The 20,346-nt window shown below is 71.8% G+C and carries 18 protein-coding genes; 9 read left to right on the plus strand and 9 right to left on the minus strand.

The features are described 5' to 3' along the window. Positions 1-2: 2 nt before the first annotated feature. From dxr to ispG, 3 genes are all read left to right on the plus strand, one after another. Complete coding sequence (gene dxr, locus BLT44_RS08045) at positions 3-1,091, plus strand: 1-deoxy-D-xylulose-5-phosphate reductoisomerase (protein ID WP_010157645.1); 1,089 nt, start codon at positions 3-5, stop codon at positions 1,089-1,091. Positions 1,092-1,222: 131 nt separating this feature from the next. Beyond that, the gene (locus tag BLT44_RS08050; RefSeq protein WP_010157644.1) at positions 1,223-2,617 is read left to right on the plus strand and encodes a M50 family metallopeptidase; all 1,395 of its coding nucleotides are present in this window, start codon (positions 1,223-1,225) and stop codon (positions 2,615-2,617) included. A gap of 82 nt (positions 2,618-2,699) precedes the next feature. Beyond that, a complete protein-coding gene (gene ispG / locus BLT44_RS08055; RefSeq protein WP_029608381.1) occupies positions 2,700-3,830 on the plus strand; it encodes a flavodoxin-dependent (E)-4-hydroxy-3-methylbut-2-enyl-diphosphate synthase in 1,131 nt (376 codons plus the stop codon). 3 nt (positions 3,831-3,833) lie between these two features. Here the strand turns inward: ispG and BLT44_RS08060 are convergent, their stop codons facing one another. Continuing rightward, positions 3,834-5,339: an RNB domain-containing ribonuclease gene (locus tag BLT44_RS08060; RefSeq protein ID WP_010157642.1), complete on the minus strand. Its 1,506-nt coding sequence runs from the start codon at positions 5,337-5,339 to the stop codon at positions 3,834-3,836. Positions 5,340-5,377: 38 nt separating this feature from the next. Here BLT44_RS08060 and BLT44_RS08065 point away from each other — a divergent pair, with 38 nt between their 5' ends. Next, on the plus strand, positions 5,378-6,487 hold the full coding sequence (locus BLT44_RS08065) for an LOG family protein (RefSeq protein WP_010157641.1): 1,110 nt from the start codon (positions 5,378-5,380) through the stop codon (positions 6,485-6,487). Here the strand turns inward: BLT44_RS08065 and BLT44_RS08070 are convergent. Continuing rightward, positions 6,472-8,826: an ATP-binding cassette domain-containing protein gene (locus BLT44_RS08070; RefSeq protein ID WP_010157640.1), complete on the minus strand. Its 2,355-nt coding sequence runs from the start codon at positions 8,824-8,826 to the stop codon at positions 6,472-6,474. The genes BLT44_RS08065 and BLT44_RS08070 overlap by 16 nt on opposite strands. A 73-nt stretch (positions 8,827-8,899) precedes the next feature. Here BLT44_RS08070 and BLT44_RS08075 point away from each other — a divergent pair, with 73 nt between their 5' ends. After that, positions 8,900-9,817: a CPBP family glutamic-type intramembrane protease gene (locus BLT44_RS08075; RefSeq protein ID WP_143026107.1), complete on the plus strand. Its 918-nt coding sequence runs from the start codon at positions 8,900-8,902 to the stop codon at positions 9,815-9,817. Between the two features lie 250 nt (positions 9,818-10,067). On the opposite strand, the gene aroQ is transcribed toward BLT44_RS08075, so the two are convergent. Next, positions 10,068-10,508 (minus strand): type II 3-dehydroquinate dehydratase, encoded by a 441-nt coding sequence (gene aroQ / locus BLT44_RS08080; protein WP_143026030.1) that lies wholly within the window; start codon positions 10,506-10,508, stop codon positions 10,068-10,070. A gap of 104 nt (positions 10,509-10,612) precedes the next feature. Here aroQ and trmB point away from each other — a divergent pair, with 104 nt between their 5' ends. Next, on the plus strand, positions 10,613-11,365 hold the full coding sequence (trmB, locus tag BLT44_RS08085) for a tRNA (guanosine(46)-N7)-methyltransferase TrmB (protein ID WP_010157637.1): 753 nt from the start codon (positions 10,613-10,615) through the stop codon (positions 11,363-11,365). A 9-nt stretch (positions 11,366-11,374) separates the two neighbouring features. Beyond that, complete coding sequence (locus BLT44_RS08090) at positions 11,375-12,334, plus strand: NAD(P)H-dependent flavin oxidoreductase (protein WP_010157636.1); 960 nt, start codon at positions 11,375-11,377, stop codon at positions 12,332-12,334. A gap of 6 nt (positions 12,335-12,340) precedes the next feature. Here the strand turns inward: BLT44_RS08090 and BLT44_RS08095 are convergent, their stop codons facing one another. Next, complete coding sequence (locus BLT44_RS08095) at positions 12,341-13,039, minus strand: M15 family metallopeptidase (RefSeq protein WP_010157635.1); 699 nt, start codon at positions 13,037-13,039, stop codon at positions 12,341-12,343. A gap of 86 nt (positions 13,040-13,125) precedes the next feature. Here BLT44_RS08095 and BLT44_RS08100 point away from each other — a divergent pair, with 86 nt between their 5' ends. After that, complete coding sequence (locus tag BLT44_RS08100) at positions 13,126-13,830, plus strand: response regulator transcription factor (protein WP_010157634.1); 705 nt, start codon at positions 13,126-13,128, stop codon at positions 13,828-13,830. Further along, positions 13,814-15,031, plus strand: coding sequence for a sensor histidine kinase (locus BLT44_RS08105; RefSeq protein ID WP_010157633.1), 1,218 nt, complete (start codon positions 13,814-13,816; stop codon positions 15,029-15,031). Before BLT44_RS08100 ends, BLT44_RS08105 begins: the two co-directional genes overlap by 17 nt. Before the next feature lie 44 nt (positions 15,032-15,075). Here BLT44_RS08105 and BLT44_RS08110 read toward each other — a convergent pair whose 3' ends face one another. The 5 genes from BLT44_RS08110 to BLT44_RS08130 are packed head-to-tail and all read right to left on the minus strand — an operon-like array spanning position 15,076 to position 20,219. Next, positions 15,076-15,834, minus strand: coding sequence for a FadR/GntR family transcriptional regulator (locus tag BLT44_RS08110; RefSeq protein WP_010157632.1), 759 nt, complete (start codon positions 15,832-15,834; stop codon positions 15,076-15,078). 10 nt (positions 15,835-15,844) lie between these two features. Further along, the gene (locus BLT44_RS08115; RefSeq protein WP_010157631.1) at positions 15,845-16,636 is read right to left on the minus strand and encodes a 3-oxoacyl-ACP reductase; all 792 of its coding nucleotides are present in this window, start codon (positions 16,634-16,636) and stop codon (positions 15,845-15,847) included. Positions 16,637-16,676: 40 nt separating this feature from the next. Beyond that, positions 16,677-18,032, minus strand: a complete 1,356-nt coding sequence (locus BLT44_RS08120) for an aldehyde dehydrogenase family protein (RefSeq protein ID WP_074690124.1) — start codon at positions 18,030-18,032, stop codon at positions 16,677-16,679. After that, complete coding sequence (locus tag BLT44_RS08125; protein ID WP_010157629.1) at positions 18,029-18,868, minus strand: gamma-glutamyl-gamma-aminobutyrate hydrolase family protein; 840 nt, start codon at positions 18,866-18,868, stop codon at positions 18,029-18,031. Before BLT44_RS08125 ends, BLT44_RS08120 begins: the two co-directional genes overlap by 4 nt. Next, on the minus strand, positions 18,849-20,219 hold the full coding sequence (locus BLT44_RS08130) for a glutamine synthetase family protein (RefSeq protein ID WP_010157628.1): 1,371 nt from the start codon (positions 20,217-20,219) through the stop codon (positions 18,849-18,851). Before BLT44_RS08130 ends, BLT44_RS08125 begins: the two co-directional genes overlap by 20 nt. Between the last annotated feature and the right edge of the window lie 127 nt (positions 20,220-20,346).

The following is a 20,346-nucleotide window of genomic DNA, read 5'->3' on the forward strand; positions in this document are numbered from 1 at the left end:
CGATGAAGCGCGTCATCGTCCTCGGATCCACCGGCTCGATCGGCGAGCAGGCGCTCGACGTGATCCGCAAGCACCCGGCCGGGTACCAGGTGTCGGGCCTCATCGCGGGCAGTCGGGCCGATCGCGTGCGCGAGCAGGCCGATGAGTTCAACGTCGAGCACACCGGGCTCGGTGCCGATGCGGCGGTGCAGATGATCCGCGACGTCGAGGCCGACGTCGTGCTGAACGGGATCACCGGCTCCGTCGGCCTCGGCCCGACGATCGCGGCGCTCGACGCCGGCCGCACGCTCGCTCTGGCGAACAAGGAGTCGCTCATCGTCGGCGGCGACCTGGTGACCGGTCGCGCGGCCCCCGGCCAGATCGTTCCAGTCGACTCCGAGCACTCCGCCATCGCGCAGGCGCTGCGGTCGGGCAGCCGGGACGAGGTGCGGCGGCTCGTGCTGACCGCGTCGGGCGGCCCGTTCCGGGGGCGCACCCGCGACGAGATGCGCGACGCGACGCCGGAGGCGGCGATGGCCCATCCCACGTGGAGCATGGGGCGCGTCGTCACGATCAACTCGGCGACGATGGTGAACAAGGGGCTCGAGGTGATCGAGGCGCATCTGCTCTTCGGCGTCTCCTACGGCGACATCGAGGTCGTCGTGCACCCGCAGTCGGTGGTGCACTCGATGGTCGAGTTCATCGACGGCTCGACCATCGCCCAGGCGTCGCCGCCCGACATGCGGCTGCCGATCGCGCTGGGGCTCTCCTGGCCGGATCGCATGGCGAACGTCGGGGTTCCCCTCGACTGGCGCTCGGCGACATCGTGGGAGTTCGAGCCCCTCGACGCCGCCGCCTTCCCGGCCGTCGACCTCGCGAAGGAGGTGGGGCGGGCGCGCCTCACCTACCCCGCGGTCTACAACGCGGCGAACGAGGAGGCCGTCGAGGCGTTCCACTCCGGACGCATCGGGTTCCTCGACATCGTCGATACGGTGCGGCGGGTGGTCGAGGCGCACGAGGCGCCGGCGCAGCTCACCCTGGAGAGCCTCGCCGAGGCGGAGCGCTGGGCGCGCGAGCAGGCCGAGCGGGCCATCGGAGCGCGCGCCCGCTGACCCCGTGCGCCGGGTCGGCCCGGGGCGCCCTGGCGGGTGCACGGGGCTCCTCCGGCTGTCCTCCGTCCGCTCCCCGTCCGATCCCCGGCCGCTCCCCGAAACTCCCCAGCGGTGCGCAGTAGCCTGAGCGGGTGACTGAGGTTCTGCTCTACGTGCTCGGCATCCTGATCTTCGTGATCGGCCTGGCCGTCTCCATCGGCCTGCACGAAATCGGGCACCTCGTTCCCGCGAAGCTCTTCGGCGTCAAGGTGACGCAGTACATGCTCGGGTTCGGGCGCACGATCTGGGCGAAGCGCCGGGGCGAGACCGAGTACGGCGTGAAGATGATCCCGCTCGGGGGCTACATCGCGATGTCGGGCATGTACCCGCCCGAGCGGCCCGGTGCGGCTGCGCGCCCCTCGACGACGGGGTTTCTGAACTCGGTCGTGCAGGAGGGGACGTCGTTCGGCAAGACCGACGCCGAACCGAAGCGCGGAATGGCGGCCGTGGTCGAGGACGCGCGGCTCGCGAGCGCCGAGTCGATCGAGTCCGGTGAGGATCACCGCACCTTCTACCGGCTTCCGCCGTGGAAGAAGATCGTCATCATGCTCGGCGGGCCCCTCATGAACCTCGTGCTGGCGTTCGTGTTCTTCGCGATCGTGCTCGTCGGGTTCGGCACGCCGCAGAACAGCACGACGCTCGGCCAGGTCAACGAGTGCCTCGTCCCGGCCACGAGCGACGCGACCGCCTGCGGGGCCGACGACCCGGCGGCGCCCGCAGCCGCAGCCGGGTTGCGCCCGGGCGATCGGCTGATCGCGGTCGACGGGACCCGCATCACGAGTTGGAATCAGTTCCGCACCATCGTCGGCGAATCGCCGGGCCGATCGCTCGCGGTCGAGATCGAGCGCGGCGGGGATCGGCAGACGGTCGCTCTGCAACCGGTGGTGAATGCCCGCACCGTCACCGATGCGGACGGGAACGCCGTGACCAGCGACGACGGCGATGTGCTCACCGAATCAGTCGGCATGATCGGGGCCGTACCCGCGACGGAGAACGTCGCACAGCCCATCACGGCCGTGCCCGCCTTCGTCGGCGACAACGTGCAGCGCGTCGCCGGCATCGTCGTCCGCATGCCCGAGCGCATGGTCGACGTGTGGAACGCGGCGTTCGGCAGCGAGGCGCGCGACCCCAACGGCCCCATCAGCGTCGTCGGCGTGGGCCGGATGGCGGGGGAGATCGTGAGCCTCGACGACGCTCCGGTCGCCGCCCGAGCGCAGACGATGATCAGCCTGCTCGGGTCGTTGAACGTCGCGCTGTTCGTGTTCAACCTCGTGCCGCTCCTGCCGCTCGACGGCGGCCACGTGATCGGTGCGATCTACGAGTGGCTGAAGCGGGGCTTCGCGAAGCTGCGGCGGAAGCCCGATCCCGGTCCGATCGACACGGCGAAGATGGTGCCGGTGACGATGGCGGTCGCCATCGTGTTCGGAGCGATGACGGTGCTGCTCATCTACGCCGACCTCGTGAAACCCGTGTCGCTCTTCGGGTGACCGCGGCCGGTCGCTCGCGCGCCCGCGGGCCGCGCGCAGACTCCGCGAGTAGACTCGCCCCGTGCCAGCAGTCAACTTGGGAATGCCGCAGACCGTCGCAGTGCTCGCTCCGCGGCGCAAGTCCCGCGCCATCAAGGTCGGATCGGTCACGGTCGGCGGCGACGCCCCGGTGTCGGTGCAGTCGATGACCACCACTCCCACCACCGACATCAACGCGACGCTGCAGCAGATCGCGGAGCTGACGGCGGCCGGCTGCGACATCGTGCGGGTGGCGTGCCCGAGCCGCGACGACGCCGAGGCGCTGCCGATCATCGCGATGAAGAGCCAGATCCCGGTCATCGCCGACATCCACTTCCAGCCGAATTACGTGTACGCCGCCATCGACGCGGGCTGCGCCGCAGTGCGCGTCAACCCCGGCAACATCCGCAAGTTCGACGACCAGGTCGGCGAGATCGCCCGCCGCGCGAAGGCCGCAGGGGTGTCGCTGCGCATCGGCGTGAACGCCGGATCCCTCGATCCCCGTCTCCTGCAGAAGTACGGCAAGGCGACACCCGAGGCGCTCGTGGAGAGCGCCGTGTGGGAGGCATCGCTCTTCGAGGAGCACGACTTCCACGACTTCAAGATCTCGGTGAAGCACAACGACCCCGTCATCATGGTGCAGGCCTACCGCCAGCTGGCTGAGCGCGGCGACTGGCCGCTGCATCTCGGCGTGACGGAGGCCGGGCCCGCCTTCCAGGGCACCATCAAGAGCGCCACCGCCTTCGGCATCCTGCTCTCCGAGGGCATCGGCGACACCATCCGCGTCTCCCTGTCGGCGCCCCCGGTCGAAGAGGTGAAGGTCGGGCTGCAGATTCTGCAGTCGCTGAACCTGCGCGAGCGCAAGCTCGAGATCGTCTCCTGCCCGTCATGCGGCCGCGCCCAGGTCGACGTCTACACGCTCGCCGAAGAGGTCACCCAGGGGCTCGAGGGCATGAGCGTGCCGCTGCGCGTCGCCGTCATGGGCTGCGTGGTGAACGGCCCCGGTGAGGCGCGCGAGGCCGACCTCGGCGTCGCCTCCGGCAACGGCAAGGGGCAGATCTTCGTGAAGGGGGAGGTCATCAAGACCGTGCCCGAGAGCGAGATCGTCGCAACGCTGATCGCCGAGGCGAACCGTCTCGCCGCGGAGATGCCCGCTGCGGCCGGAACGGGCGCTCCCGAGGTCGTCACCGCCTAGCCCTCACGCGGCGTCGGCGGCGCCCGAGCTCCGGTTCGGGGCGGCGGATTCGGAGTTCGAGTCGCCGCCCGCGTCCGGATCCGCATCGCGAGCGACGAGGGTGAGCTCGATGGCGCCGGTCGCGACGTCCGCCGCGACGACCCGCACGTCGACGTGGGTGCCGGCGGAGCAGCCGGCCGCCGAGATCTGCGTCGTCACCGCCGGGTCGTCGAGCTGCACGCGCGCGCGATCGCCCCGCACCTCGACGACGACGGCGGGGAGGATGTCGCCCACGCGGTCGCGCAGCAGGGCCGCCTCGACGCGATCGAGCGCCTGCGACCCCAAGCGGCCGGCCCGCTGGTTCGAGGCCCGCATGAGCGCCGGGAGCTCGCCGAGCGACGCGCGCACCCACTCGGGAACCGGCCGATCCGCGCAGATCGCGGCGCAGATGACGAGGCCCCAGCGATCGACGAGTCGCCGCAGCGGAGCGGTGACGTGCGCGTACGGCGCGGCGATCGCCGCCTGCACCGTCTGCTGCGGGGGCTCCCCGTCGAACGGCGTGTAGTCGGCGCCCCGGAAGAGCGACGCGGCGGCCTGCAGCACCGCGGGCGTGGTGGGCGAGGCGGGATCGAGTCGCTCGAGGTACGCCCCGTAGCCGAGCTCCGCGGGCCAAGGGTGCCCGAGCGACGCTACGCGTGCGCGGAACGCTGCGAGGGCCTCCTCGTCGGGGCCCGGCATGGTGCGCAGGATGCCGACGCCCGCGTCGAGCATCATGCGGCCCGCCGCCATGCCGGTGAGCAGGGAGAGCTGCGCGTTCCACTCCTCGACGGGCAGCGCGAAACTGCGCACGATCCGGTAGCCGCCCGGATCCCGCACGATCTCCTCGTCCGGCATGTTGAGGCTCGCACCGCCGCGCAGGCGCTCCTGCTCGATGCGCAGCACGCCGACGGTGCGGAGCAGCTCCAGCAGCTCGTCTGCGCCGCCCCCGTCGATCGCGGCCTGCGCGGACGGGTAGTCGAGTTGAGCGCGGGAGCGCACGTGCGCGCGTTCGACCCGTGCCGAGGCGAGGGCGCCGGCGGCGTCGAGGTCGAGGGTCCAGACGTAGGCGGTGCGGTCGGAGCCCGGCAGCAGCGACGCGCGATCTTCGCTGAGTGCGGCGGGGTGGAGCGGAATGCGCCCGTCGGGCAGGTAGAGGGTCTGCCCGCGCTGCCGCGCTTCGCGGTCGAGCGCGCCGCCTGCGGGCACGAATCCGGGCAGGTCGGCGATCGCGTAGCGCACGCGGAAGCCGTCGCCGGAGCGCTCGAGGTGGAACGCCTGGTCGAGGTCGCGCGCCCCCGGCGGGTCGAGCGTCACGAACGGGATGCGCCGCAGATCGAGCTCGGTGTCGGCAGGGGCCGCCGATGCGGCCTCGGCGAGCGCTTCGGGGGAGAAGTCGACGGGAACGTCGTCGCCCTCGCGCAGCGCGGCGAGCGCTGCGGCGAGCTGGCCGTGAGCGGATTGGGGTGAGAGTCGGGCGCGCCGGTTCGGCATGCCGTCAGCCTACTGCGCACCGCTCGTAGACTGTGAGCGTGACGACCGCGAAGCAGCAGCATTCAGAGGATACGCAGACCGCCGGCGTGCGCGAGCGGCTCGACGCGCTCATCGCGGAAGCGGGGGTGACGGCGCAGCGCAGTCTGATCCGGCGGATCGCCGAAGCGGGGCTCGGTCTCGGCCATGACGGGGCGACGCGTCTCGATCTGAAGATCACGGCGACCGCGGTCGAGGAGATGCGGGCGGCGTTCCGCCTCTTCGCTCCCTTCCGCGGGGTGCCGAAGGTCACGATCTTCGGGTCGGCCCGCACGCAGTCGCACGACCCGCTCTGGGTGGGGGCGGAGGCCGCCGCCCGCGGTCTCGCGGAGCAGGGCTGGATGGTGGTCACGGGCGCCGGGCCGGGGATCATGGAGGCGGCGGCGACCGGCGCGGGCCCCGAGCGGTCGCTCGGCATCTCGATCCGTCTGCCGTTCGAGGAGGCTCCGCTCGATGTGGCGGCCGACGACGACCACCGCATCGCGATGAAGTACTTCTTCACGCGCAAACTCATGCTCGTGAAGGAGTCGCGCGGATTCATCTGCCTGCCGGGGGGCTTCGGCACGATGGATGAGACCTTCGAACTGCTGACGCTGCAGCAGACCGGCAAGATGGAACCGATGCCGATCGTGCTGCTCGATCGCGACGGCGGCACGTACTGGCGGAGCTTCGCCCGTTTCGTGGTCGAGGAGCTCGCGGGGGCGGGGCTCATCGCGGTGGACGATCTGGACCGCGTGCTCGTCACCGATTCGCCGGAGGCGGCGATCGCCGAGGTGACCGGGTTCTGGCGCAATTACGACTCGCTGCGGTGGCAGGGGGAGCAGCTGGTGCTGCGGGTGCGCTCCGCCCCGAGCGATGCGGAGCTCGCCGACCTGAACGAGCGGTTCTCGGGCCTCTGCGAGTCGGGCGAGATCGCCCGCACTGCTCCGCTGCCCTCAGAGGTCGCCGATGCCGAAGCGCTCGATCTGCCGCGCATCGTGTTCACGCCGCGGCGCCGGGCGGTGGGAGATCTCTACCGGCTGATCCGCGCCCTGAACGAGTTGGAGAGCGCGCCGCGCGAGGTGCCCGCCGGGAGCGCGGCCGCCGCGGCCGGGGGTCACTCCGCCACGTAGGTCGCGAGGTGCTCGCCGGTGAGCGTCGCGCGCGAGGCGACGAGATCGGCGGGTGTGCCTGCGAACACGATCGAGCCGCCCTGCTGGCCGGCGCCCGGGCCGAGGTCGATGATCCAGTCGGCGTGGGCCATCACGGCCTGGTGGTGCTCGATCACGATCACGCTCTTGCCGTCGTCGACGAGCCGGTCGAGGAGGGCGAGCAGCTGCTCGACGTCGGCGAGATGCAGGCCGGTGGTGGGCTCGTCGAGCACGTAGATGTCGGCGTCTTCGAGCATGTGGATCGCGAGCTTGAGCCGCTGCCGCTCGCCGCCGGAAAGGGTGGAGAGCGGCTGGCCGAGCTTGATGTAGCCGATGCCGACGTCGGCGAGGCGGCCGAGAATCTTCGCGGCCTTCGCGATCCTCGTCTCGCCCGCCGAGAAGAACTCGTGCGCCTCCGCGATGGAGAGGTCGAGCACTTCGGCGATGCTCTTGCCGCCGAACGTGTACTCGAGCACGGCGGGAGCGAAGCGCTTGCCCTCGCACACCTCGCACACGCTCTCCATCGTCGCCATCATGCCGAGGTCGGTGTAGATGATGCCGGCGCCCTTGCACTCGGGGCACGCGCCCTCGGAGTTCGCGCTGAACAGGGCGGGCTTCACGCCGTTCGCCTTCGCGAACGCGGCGCGCACCGGGTCGAGCAGGCCGGTGTAGGTCGCCGGGTTCGAGCGCCGCGATCCCTTGATCGCCCCTTGATCGACGGCGACGACCCCGTCGCGGTTCGCGACGTAGTTGCCGATGAGGGTGCTCTTGCCGGAGCCGGCGACGCCGGTCACGGCGCAGAGCACGCCGAGCGGCACGTCGACGTCGACGCCGCGCAGATTGTGGCGATCCGCGCCCCGCACCTGCAGGGCTCCGCTCGCGGCGCGCACCGTCGGCTTGAGGCGCGCCCGGTCGTCGAGGTGCGCCCCGGTGAGCGTGCCCGAGGCGCGCAGCGCCTCCACGGTGCCCGTGAAGCAGATCTCGCCGCCGTCGAGGCCGGCGCGGGGGCCGAGGTCGACCACGTGGTCGGCGATCGCAATCATCTCCGGCTTGTGCTCGACCACGAGCACGGTGTTGCCCTTGTCGCGCAGCTTGAGCAGCAGCTGATTCATTCGCTGGATGTCGTGCGGATGCAGGCCGATCGACGGCTCGTCGAAGACGTACGTCGCATCGGTGATGGGGGAGCCGAGATGGCGGATCATCTTCGTGCGCTGCGATTCGCCGCCCGAGAGCGTGCCGGTCGGGCGGTCGAGGCTCAAGTAGCCGAGGCCGATCTGCACGAACGAGTCGAGGGTGTCGACGAGCTTCTCCACGAGGGGGGCAATGCCGGCGTCGTCGATGCCCCGCACCCACTCGGCGAGGTCCGTGATCTGCATCGCGCAGACGTCGGCGATCGACTTGCCCGAGATCTTCGACGAGCGCGCCGTCTCGTTGAGCCGGGTGCCCGCGCAGGCGGGGCAGGCGTGGAACACGATCGCCCGGTCCACGAAGGCGCGGATGTGGGGCTGCATGGCCTCGCGGTCTTTCGCGAGCATGGACTTCTGAATGCGCGGAATGAGCCCCTCGTAGGTGACGTTCACGCCGTCCGCTTTGACCTTGCGCGGCTCCTCGTGCAGCAGCAGGTGCATCTGCTCGTCGGTGAAGTCGCGGATCGGCGTCTCCATCGGCAGGAGCGCCGCGAAGATGCGCCCGTACCAGCCGTCCATGCTGAAGCCGGGCACCGTGAGCGCCCCCTCGGCCAGCGTCTTCTCGGGGTCGTAGAGCTCATCGAGGGCGAAGTCGCTGACCGAGCCGCGGCCCTCGCAGGTCGGGCACATGCCGCCCAGGATCTCGAAGCTGCGCCGCTCCTTCACCTGCTTGCCGCCCTTCTCCATCGTGACGGCGCCCGCCCCGCTGATCGACGCGACGTTGAAGGAGAAGGCGTTGGGGGAGCCGATGCGCGGGCTGCCCAGGCGCGAGAAGATGATGCGGAGCATCGCGTTCACGTCGGTGGCCGTGCCCACGGTCGAGCGCGGGTTCGCGCCCATGCGCTCCTGGTCGACGATGATCGCCGTGGTGAGCCCCTCGAGCACGTCGACGTCGGGCCGGCTCTGCGACGGCATGAACCCCTGCACGAACGCGCTGTAGGTCTCGTTGATGAGTCGCTGCGACTCGGCCGCGATCGTACCGAAGACCAGCGAGCTCTTGCCCGACCCGGAGACCCCGGTGAACACCGTGAGCCGCCGCTTCGGCAGGTCGACGCTGACGTTCTTCAGGTTGTGCTCGCGCGCGCCCTGCACTCGGATGCGATCGTGCGAATCTGCGATGTGCGTGGTGGCCATGGAGTCAGAGTAGTGCGAGCCGCCGACATTCGCCGCCCCGAGTTCTCGCGCTTGCTAGGCTCGCCCTATGACCATGCCCGCGAGCCGCAGCGCGCGGCCCTCGGCCCTCGGCATCGCCGCAGCGGTATGCGTCTGCGCGATGGCGCCCGCCTGGTTCGTGCTCCACTGGATCTGGGCGGGCATCGCCCTCGGCGTCGCCGGCCTCGGGCTGGCGGCCCGTGCGGGCCGGGCTCGATCCGCGGAGCCCGGGCCGGTCGACGCCTCCTCGGCTCCCGACGTCGACGCGCGGCCCCGCGCCGCGAACGGCCGTGCGCCCTCCCTGCTGCGCGACCTCTCCCTCATCGTCATGGGACTCGGCGTGGTGCGCCTCATCCCGCTCGCCGCGCAGCTCGACAACTGGTCGATGGTGAAGTTCACGCTCGCCCTCGGCGGCGCCGTCGCCGTGCCCTACGTCGTGTCGCGATTCGTCTACCGCGACCGCGCGACGAGCTTCCCGTGGCGGGGCGCCGGCGACGCGCGGGGCGAGCGCTGGGGGCCGTACCACTGGGCTTGGCTCGTCGCCGTGATCGTGCTGGCCTGGCTGATCCTGCCCTGGTACTTCATCACCTCGGGGGTGTACGCGAACTGGCCCGTCGTCGATACGCCCGAGCTGATCGCTCGGCTCTTCGTGGGGGTCGGCGCCGTGGGCATCTGGGATGAGCTGTTCTTCATCTGCACGGTGTTCGCCGTGCTGCTGCGGCATTTCCCGGTGTGGATCGCCAACCTGCTGCAAATGGTCGTCTTCGTCTCGTTCCTGTGGGAGCTCGGCTACCGCGCCTGGGGGCCGCTCCTCACCATCCCCTTCGCGCTCGTGCAGGGCATCATCTATCTGCGCACCCGCTCCCTCTCCTACGTCGTGACCGTGCACCTGCTCTTCGACGCGGTGGTGTTCGCGGTGCTCGTGCACGCGCACCAGCCGGAGCTCTTCGACTGGTTTCCGACGGCGCCGTGACGGCGAGGCCGTCGCGAGCGCGGCGCGGTTCACTTGCGGCCATCGCCGTCGCCGCCGACATCGCCATCGCCATCGCGGAAGGCGACAATACTTCCGATTCTGAGAACGGATTGCACGGACCTTCTGTCGCCTTTCGGAGATGCGCGCACCGCTCCGAACATGCGGCGAGGCGTAACGTCATCGATCGGAACTCCGAGACTCCCGGGCACCGGGGTCCCGGGGCCGGCGCGCCGAAGCGGCCCAGAGAGCCTCAGTCGCCCAGCAGCGCGGCGATCCTGCGCACCGCGAACTCGTAGCCCTGCACTCCGCAGCCGACGATGACGCACGCCGCGATGTCGGAGACGTACGAGTGGTGGCGGAACGCCTCGCGCGCGTGCACGTTGGAGAGGTGCACCTCGGCCGTGGGCAGGGCGACGCCGGCGATGGCGTCGCGGATCGCGATCGATGTGTGCGTGAAGGCGCCCGGGTTGATGACGATGGCCGCGCAGTCCTCGCGGGCCGCATGGATGGCGTCGATCAGCTCGCCCTCGTGGTTGCTCTGCACGGCGCGCAGCTCGAGGGAGTGCTCGCGGGCGACGCGCGCGACGAGCGATTCGACGTCGGCGAGCGTCTCGGTGCCGTAGATCTCGGGTTCGCGCGTGCCGAGCAGGTTGAGGTTCGGTCCGTTCACCAGCAGGATCCGTCTGGTCATCATGCGCTCCTTCACTCGGGCACGGTCGGTACGGCCGACTCCATGCTACTGTCCGCCACCCGCCCGGCTTTGCTCCGGGCGGCGGCCGCGACTACCGTTATGGGGTGACCGAGCAGCAGCCACTTCCGTACAAGAGCTTCGACCCGACGACGTTCCGCAAGAAGCCGGTGTCGTTCGTGCGACGGAGCGGCCGCATGACGCCGTCGCAGGAGCGCGCGTGGGCCGATCACCACGAGAAGTACGTGCTCGACATCGCGCACGGCCCCGCTGCGACGAGCGTCGCGGACGGAGAGCGCGGCGATCCCGAGCAGATCTTCGGCCGCGCGGCGCCGCTCGTCGTCGAGGTGGGTTCCGGGCAGGGGCATGCGATCCTGCACGCGTCGCAGACCCGGCCCGACACGAACTTTCTCGCCATCGAGGTGTTCCGGGCGGGGCTCGCCCGCACGATCATCCGCGCCGAGGTCGCCGGCGTCGAGAACCTGCGCCTCGCCGAGGTGAACGCGCCCGAACTGCTCGAGAAGTACCTGCCCGAGGGGTCGGTCGACGAGATCTGGGTGTTCTTCCCCGACCCGTGGAAGAAGGTGCGGCACCACAAGCGGCGGCTCGTCGACGCGGACTTCGCCCGGGTGGCCCGCCGCGCGCTGCGCCCGGGCGGCGTGCTGCGCCTCGCCACCGACTGGGAGAACTACGCCGAGCAGATGCGCGAGGTGCTCGACGCGGCCGACGGCTTCGCGCGCGACTTCGCGGGGGAGTGGGCGGAGCGCTTCGACGGGCGCATCCTGACCGCCTTCGAGGAGAAGGGCATCGACAAGGATCGCCGCATCCGCGACCTGACGTACCGGCGCACGCAGGAGTAGCGTGTCCGTATGAGCGACCGCAGACTCTCCGACTGGGCCGCGGCGCTGGGCCTCGCCGCGCCGATCGTGTGCGCGCCGATGGGCGGAGTCGCCGGCGGGCGCCTCGCGGCCGCGGTGACGCGCGCCGGCGGCCTCGGAATGATCGGCATGGGGAGTGCCGGCTCGGTGCCCGCGCTCGAACGCGAACTGCGCGCGCTCGACGCCGGGGCGGGCTCGGGCGGCGCCCCGTTCGGCATCGGCCTGGTGGCGTGGGGCATCGCACGGGATCCCGAGCTGCTCGACCGGGCGCTCGCCGCCGGCCCGGCGCTCGTGTCGGTCAGCTTCGGCGACTGGGAGTCGCCGGGCGGCGACGCGGCGTGGATCGAGCGGGTGCATGCAGTCGGAGCGCAGGCGGTCACCCAAGCGGCGACGGCCGATGAGGCGAAGCGGGCGGCCGATGCGGGCGTCGACGCCGTGGTGGCGCGCGGGCGCGAGGGCGGCGGTCACGGCGATCACCGGGAGCCGCTGCACGCCCTGCTCGCAGAGGTCGTGCGGGCCGTCGACGTTCCGGTGCTCGCGGCGGGGGCCATCGGCTCGGCGCGCGACGTGGAGCGGGTGCTCGACGCGGGCGCGGCCGCCGCATGGGTGGGCACCGCGTTCGCCGCCTGCGAGGAGGCGCTGACGCCGCCGGGCGCCCGCGAGGCGCTCATCCGCGGCAGCGGCGCCGACACCCTGGTGACGCGGGTGTACGACGTCGCGCTCGAACGGCCCTGGCCGCGGCGCTTCCCCGAACGGCTGCTGCGCACGCCCTTCGTCGACCGCTGGCACGGCCGGGAGGAGGCGCTGGCGAACGACGCCGCAGCTCGCGCCGCGTTCGCGGCGGCGGTCGACGCGGGCGACTACTCGATCGTCCCGGTCGATGCGGGCGAAGGGGTCGGCGGCGTGACGCGGGTGCGACCCGCCGCGGAGGTCGTCGCGCTGCTGCGGTGACGCGCGTCACCGTCCGGTGAGGCGCGGATCGAAGGTGGGGTCGAGATAGGCGTCGGGGCAGCCGACCGCAGCGGCGTCGGGCCGCAGCTCGAAGTGCCACGACTCGTTCGCGTAGGTCTGGCACAGGCCGTACTGCGCACCGTACTGCGACAGCCACAGCGTGGCGTCGAGGTCGCCGATGTCGACGGCGTCGACCGAGACGTGGGCCGAGGTCTCCGCCGTGGCGACCCACCGCGAGGCCTCGCTCTCCGACCCGTACTGCTCCACCGCGTCGCGCAGCAGCTGCTGCTGGTAGGAGGCCGACCGCCACCCGCTCGTGACGGCGAACTCGACCCCGTCGACCGCGGCGGCGCTCGCCGCCGCCTGCACGGCCGAGAGCAGGGCGGGATCGAGACCGGAGACGCGGGGGTACTGCGTGTCGAACGGGGAGGCGCCATCGGGGAGCACTCCGTCGCGCTCGGTCGGCTCCGTCCCGAAAAGGCCGCGCAGCATCTCCTCCGCCTCAGAGCCGGGGGCCTCGGCCGTGCCGGGCGGCGCCGCGCGCTGCGCGTCGGCACCGGGGAGGTGGCGCACCGCGAGCGAGACGCCGAGGAGCGCGGCGAGGGCGAGCCCGAGCGAGACGGCGACGAGCAGCGCGACGACGGTGCTGCGTCGCTGGAGAATCGGGAGCGGGCGTGCGGCGGGGGCCGATCGGGTGAGATGCATGCTGCTATTCGACGGGAGTCGATGTTGCGAGAGCGTACGCGTTTTTCGATACGCCGACGATACGCCGCGTTGCCTAGCATGAGAGCATGCGCGTGTTGATTGTCGAGGACGAGCCGCTCATGGCGGGCGCCATTCGCGACGGGCTGCGGCTCGAAGCCATAGCGGGCGATATCGCGGCCGACGGCGACGCCGCACTCGAACTCCTGGCGATCACCGAGTACGACATCGCCGTGCTCGACCGTGACATCCCGGGCCCGTCGGGCGACGAGGTCGCGGCCCGCATCGTCGCGTCGGGATCGGGCATGCCGATCCTCATGCTCACCGCCGCCGACCGGCTCGACGACAAGGCGTCGGGCTTCGCAGCCGGGGCCGACGACTACCTGACGAAGCCGTTCGCCCTGCGCGAGCTGGTGCTGCGTCTGCGGGCGCTCGATCGCCGGCGGGCGCACCACCGGCCTCCGGTGCGGGAGATCGCGGGCCTCCGCATCGATGCGTTCCGCCGCGAGGTCACCCGCGACGGGCGCTTCATCGCGCTCACGCGCAAGCAGTTCGCCGTGCTGGAGGTGCTCGTCGACGCCGGCGGCGGCGTGGTGAGCGCCGAGACGCTGCTCGAGCGGGCGTGGGACGAGAACGCCGACCCGTTCACCAACGCGGTGCGCATCACCGTGTCGTCGCTGCGCAAGCGCCTCGGCCGCCCCGGGGTCATCGAGACGGTCGCGGGGGTCGGGTACCGCATCGCCGTCGACGCGGACCCGGCGGATCGCGAGGAACGCGATGCCACTCCTCGATGATCGCGCCCGGCGGCGCCGGCCGGGGCCCTCGGTTCGGGCGAAGCTCACGCTGAGCTACGTGGCGGTGCTCATGCTCACCGGGGGGCTGCTGCTCGCCGTCGTGTACCTCTTCCTCCTGCGCTACGTGCCGCCGGAGGCGAGCAGTTCCGCCGAGGGGTTCTTCCCCGGTCGCAACGACCTGATCCGCGCATTCGTGCCCGCCGCGGCGTGGACGCTGCTCGCGCTCCTCGGGGTGAGCGCGGTCGGCGGGTGGGTGCTCGCCGGGTACATGCTCGGTCCGCTCGCGCACATCACCCGCGCGACGCGCGCCGCCGCCGCGGGGTCGCTCGGGCACCGCATCGGGCTCCCGGGCCGCGCCGACGAGTTCCGCGAACTCGCCGACAGCTTCGACGAGATGCTCGGCCGGCTGGAGGCGCAGCTCGCCGAGCAGCAGCGGTTCGCCGCGAACGCCTCGCATGAGCTCCGCACGCCGCTCGCCATTACACAGACGCTGCTCGAGGTCGCCGAGAGCGATCCCGATGCCGACCACGCGGCGACGCTCGCAAGGCTGCGCGGCGTCAACTCCCGGGCGATCCAGCTCACGGAGGCGCTGCTGACGCTGAGCCGCGCCGAGCAGCGCGTGCTGGAGCAGGGCGCGGTCGACCTGTCGCTCCTCGCCGAGGAGGCAGCCGAGGAGCTCCTGCCGCTCGCCGAGCAGCGCGGCGTGGCGCTGCAGGTCTCGGGAGAGCAGGCGCTCGCGCTCGGCTCCCGCTCGCTCCTGCTCCAGGTCGTCGCGAACCTCGTGCACAACGCGATCAGCCACAACAGTGCGGAGCGGCCGGGCGATGGCGGCTTCGTGCGCGTCTGGACGGGGGCGGAAGCAGGGGCGGAAGCGCCGGGCGCGGGCGCCGATGCGCCGGGCGCGGTGGTGCTCCGGGTCGAGAACTCGGGCGCCCCCTTTCCGCAGCAGCGCGTCGCGATGCTGACGGAGCCGTTCCAGCGGGGGGCGGAGCGGGTGCGCTCCGATCACGCCGGGTTCGGTCTCGGCCTCGCGATCGTGCAGAGCGTGGTGCGCGCGCACCGCGGCGCGCTCGACCTCGTCGCCCGAGCCGAGGGCGGTCTCGTGGTCACCGTAGTGCTCCCGGCCGGTCCGCCCCTCCCGCCCCTCCCGCCTGCGAGCGGGGTCGATTCCGGTGCGTGTCGGGGGCGCGACACGCACTGAAAGCGACCCCGCTCGGAGAGAACGGGGCGGCGCGGCGCGGCAGGCTACGCCGGGCGGCGGCCCTCGCCGACGGCGGCGTCGGGCGACAGGAAGCCGCGCAGCAGTGCGGAGGATCCCTCGACGTGCTCGAGCATCGCCTCCGCCGCCGCTGCGGGTCTCCCGGCGAGGATCGCGGCGACGATCGCCTCGTGCTGGTCGCTCGAGTGCGCGATGTTGGGCTGCAGCACGGGGATCTCCTCGAGCAGCGCATTGACGCGGGTGCGGAGGTTCGCGACGAGCGGGACGAGGCTCGGCGATCCCGAGAGCTCGGCGATCAGCAGGTGCAGCCGCGAGTCGAGCCGCCGGTGGTCGCTCACGTCGGATCCCGAGCACTCGTCGAGCGCGCGCGCGAGCGCGGCGCGCTCCTCCGCGGTGAGCTCGCGCCCCGCCGCCTCGCGTGCGGCCCCGACCTCCAGCACGCGGCGCAGCGTCGTGACGTCCTCGACCTCCGCGGCGCCCGGCGCGGCCCCGGCGCTCCCCAGCGCGCCATCGTGCGGTATCCGCCCGGCGACGAAGGTGCCCCCGTAGCGCCCGCGCCGCGAGACGACGTACCCCGCTTCGGCGAGCGTCGCCAGCGCCTCGCGCACGGTGTCGCGGCTCACCTTGAGCATGGTGGCGAGATCCCGCTCCGCCGGCAGTCGCTCGCCGGGCCCGATCATCCCCAGCCGAATGGACTGGAGCAGTCGCTGCATCGTCTCCTCGTAGGCGTTCGTCGGTCGAGCCGCTCGGATGAGCAGCTCGATCCCCTCGGTCGCCCCGGTCATGCCGCGCCGTTCAGAGCGGCGTCGTGTAGGCGCTGGTCAGCCCGCCGTCGACGAGGAAGGTCGATGCGGTGATGAACGACGCGTCGTCGCTGGCGAGGAACGCGACGGAGGCGGCGAGCTCCTCGGGCCGGGCGAAGCGGCCGACGGGCACGTGCACGAGGCGCCGGGCGGCGCGCTCCGGATCCTTCGCGAACAGCTCCTGCAGCAGCGGCGTGTTGACGGGCCCGGGGCAGAGCGCGTTGACGCGGATGCCCTGGCGAGCGAACTGCACCCCGAGCTCGCGCGTCATGGCGAGCACGCCGCCCTTCGACGCGGTGTACGAGATCTGCGACGTGGCCGAGCCCATGACGGCGACGAACGAGGCCGTGTTGATGATGGAGCCGGATCCCTGCTGCGTCATGTGGCGCAGCGCCGCCCGCGAGCACAGGTAGACGCTCTTGAGGTTCACGTTCTGCACCTTCTCCCACGCGGGGAGCTCGGTCACCTCGATGGAGTCGTCGTCGTCGGGGGAGATTCCGGCGTTGTTGAAGGCGATGTCGACGGAGCCGTACTCGCGCGCCGCCGTGTCGAAGAGGTCGTTCACCTGCGCCTCGTCGGTCACGTCGACGCGCACGAAGATGCCGTCGACCGAGGCTGCGGCCGCTTCGCCGCTCGTCGCGTCGAGATCGCCGATGACGATGCGGGCGCCCTCGGCGCGCATGCGCTTCGCGGTCGCGAGGCCGATGCCGCTGGCGCCGCCGGTGATGACGGCGACTTTGCCGGCGAGGCGCTGCGTCAGGTCGATGGGGGTGATGTCGCTCATGAGGGGTTCCTTCGAGGTCTGGGGTTCGGGGCTGCGGCGGTCACTCGCTCGCGAAGAACACGTTCTTGGTCTCGGTGAAGTGCTCGGCGGCGTCGGGCCCGAGCTCTCGCCCGAGCCCCGACTGCTTGAAGCCGCCGAACGGAGTCGCGTACCGCACCGACGAGTGCGAGTTGACGGAGAGGTTGCCGCCCTCGACGCCTCGGGCGACGCGGATGCCCCGCCCGAGATCCGACGTCCAGATCGACCCGCTCAGGCCGTAGTCGGAGTCGTTCGCGAGCTGCACCGCATCGGCCTCGTCCTCGAAGGGCAGCACCGACACGACCGGGCCGAAGACCTCGTCGGTGGCGATGCGGGCGCCGCGCTCGGGGGTGACGACGGTCGGCGCGAACCACGCGCCCGGGCCGTCGGGCGCCGAGCCGCGGAAGGCGACCGGAACGTCGTCGGTGAGGAAGGCGGCGACGCTCTCGCGGTGCTGCTCGGTGACGAGCGGCCCGACCTCGGTCGTCTCGAGTGCCGGGTCGCCGACCTGCACGCCCTGCACGGCCCGCTCGAAGTGCTCCATGAACCGGTCGTACACGCTGCGCTGCACGAGGAGGCGGCTGCGCGCGCAGCAGTCCTGACCGGCGTTGTCGAAGACGGAGTAGGGCGCCGTGGCCGCGGCGCGCTCGATGTCGGCGTCGGCGAACACGATGTTCGCGCTCTTGCCGCCGAGCTCGAGCGTCACGCGCTTCACCTGTTCGGCGCAGCCCGCCATGATGCGCTTGCCCACCTCGGTGGAGCCCGTGAAGACGACCTTGCGCACCGCGGGGTTCGTCACGAAGCGCTCGCCGACGACGGAGCCGCGGCCGGCGAGCACCTGGAAGAGGCCCTCGGGCAGGCCTGCCTCGAGCGCGAGCTCGCCGAGGCGCAGGCTCGTGAGCGGCGTCCACTCGGCGGGCTTCAGCACCACCGCGTTGCCGGCGGCGAGCGCGGGCGCGAACCCCCACGAGGCGATCGTCATGGGGAAGTTCCACGGGGTGATGACGCCGACGACGCCGAGGGGCTCGTGGAAGGTGACGTTCATGCCCCCGGCCACGGGGATCTGCTGCCCGATGAGTCGCTCGGGCGACCCGGCATAGTACTCGAGCACGTCGCGCACGTGGCCGGCCTCCCACCGCGACTGGGTGATGGGGTGGCCCGAGTTGGTGGTCTCGAGCTGAGCGAGGTGCTCGATGTCGGCGTCGACGGCGTCGGCGAAGCGCCGCAGCACGCGGGCCCGGTCGACGGGCGCGACCGCGGCCCAGTCGCGCTGCGCCCGGGCCGCCGCGGCGATGGCGGCGTCGGTGGCGTCGACGTCGAGGTGCGGCACCTCGGTGACGGCTGCCCCGGTCGCGGGATTGATGACGGTGTAGCTCACGGCTGCTCCTTCGATGGGTGCTCGGCGTGCGGAACGGGGGGCGGGGCGGGCGGTTCGCGCCGGGCGCGCCGGGCGCGGTACTGCGCTGCCGCCTCGACGAGGCCCGTGAAGAGGCGGCGATCCTCGCGGTTCTCCTCGGGGTGCCACTGCACCGCGACCCCGAAGGGCATCGCGTCGATCTCGATCGATTCGATGATGCCGTCGGCGGTGCGGCTCGTGGCGGTCAGGCCGTCGGCGAGCTCGTCGATGGCCTGGTGGTGGTAGAGGTGGGCGCGGGCGCTGCGGTCGTCGCCGAGGAGTGCGCCGATGCGCGAGCCGGCGTCGACCTCGACGTCGATCTCGGTGAAGACGCCCTGGCCGGCCTGGTAGCGGTCGTCGCCGACGATGTCGGGGAGGTGCTGGATCAGCGTGCCGCCGAGCTCGACGTTGATGACCTGCGCGCCGCGGCAGATGCCGAGCAGGGGCAGCTGCGCCTCGATGGCGGCGTGGAGGAGCGCCGCCTCGAACGCGTCGCGGTCGGTGCGGGGGGCCCCGGTGCGCTCGTGGGGGTCGGCGCGGTAGCGCGCGGGATCGACGTCGGCGCCGCCCGAGAGGATCAGCCCATCGAGGCTCGACACGATCGCTCGTGCGATCCCCGGGGCGACCGGCTGCGGCGGCAGCACGATCGCGACGCCGCCCACGTCGGTGACCGCGTCGAGGTACACCTGCGGGAGGAAGGATGCGGGCACGTCCCAGACCCCCGTCTGCGCCTGCTCCAGGTAGCTCGTGATGCCGATGAGCGGCGGAGCGCTCGCCGCCGCGGGCGTCGGGCGCGTCTCAGAGTCGTTCGAAGCCACGGACCCGCTCCCAATCGGTGACGGCGGCGTCGTACGCGCGCAGTTCCACGCGAGCCGCGTGGGTGTAGTGCTCCACGACCTCGTCGCCGAAGATCTCACGGGCGAGCGCCGACTGCTCGAACAGGTCGGCCGCCTCGCGCAGCGTCGTCGGCACGCGCTCGACCTCGCTCGTGTAGGCGTTGCCCCGCAGCGGCTCGCCGAGCTCGAGCTGCTGCTCGATCCCGGCGAGGCCCGAGCCGAGCATGCCGGCGACGGCGAGGTACTGGTTCACGTCGCCGCCGGGCACGCGGTTCTCGACGCGCATGGCCTGGCCGCGCCCTACGACGCGGAGCGCGCAGGTGCGGTTGTCGTGCCCCCATGCGACCGCGGTGGGGGCGAAGCTGCCGTCGACGTACCGCTTGTAGGAGTTGATGTTGGGGGCGTAGAGCAGGGTGAACTCGCGCATCGCGGCGAGCTGGCCGGCGATGAAGTGGCGGAACGTCTGCGACATGCCGTCGGGCTCGTGCTCGTCGGCGAACACGGGGTCTCCGGCGGCGGTGCGCAGGCTGGCGTGCACGTGGCAGCTGTTGCCCTCGCGCTCGTTGAACTTCGCCATGAAGGTGATGCTCTTGCCGTGCTTCTCGGCGATCTCCTTCGAGCCGCTCTTGTAGATGGAGTGGTTGTCGCAGGTGGGGAGCGCGTGGGTGTACCGAAACGCGATCTCCTGCTGGCCGAGGTTGCACTCGCCCTTCACGCCCTCGCAGTACATGCCGGCCGCGTCCATCGAGTTGCGGATGTCGCGCAGCAGCGGCTCGAGCCGGGTGGAGCCGTGCAGCGCGTAGTCGGTGTTGTAGTCGCTCGCGGGGATGAGATCGCGGTAGCCGCGCCGCCAGGCGCTGCGGTAGTCGTCGTCGAAGACGAGGAACTCGAGCTCGGTGCCGACGTAAGGCACCAGGTCGTGGGCGGCGAGACGGTCGATCTGCTGCTTGAGGATCTGCCGCGGCGACACCGAGATGGGGGAGTGGTCGCTCGCGAGCGTGAGGTCGGCGATGACGAGAGCGGTGCCCGGCAGCCAGGGGGTGCGGCGCAGGGTGCCGAGGTCGGGAATCATGGCCATGTCGCCGTACCCGCTCTCCCAGCTGGTGAGCGCGTACCCGTCGACGGTGTTGAGCTCGACGTCGACGGCGAGCAGGTAGTTGCAGCACTCCGCGCCGTGCTCCATGACGTCTTCGAGGAAGAGCCGTGCGGAAACCCGCTTGCCCACGAGCCGGCCCTGCATGTCGGTGAAGGCGACGATCACGGTGTCGATCTCGCCGGAGGCGACCGCTCCGCGGAGTTCTTCGGGGGTGAGATTGCCGCTCGCGGGGATCATGTGCGCTCCTGGGGCTCGTCGTCGAGGTGAGAATGCTGGTTCGCGCCGCACTCGCCGAGCGCTGCTGCGGTGCCGCAGCTCGGAAAGGTCGGTTTCAAGACCATTACATCACGACCGCGCCACGCGC

The organism is Leucobacter chromiiresistens (assembly GCF_900102345.1).
Classification (GTDB): domain Bacteria; phylum Actinomycetota; class Actinomycetes; order Actinomycetales; family Microbacteriaceae; genus Leucobacter; species Leucobacter chromiiresistens.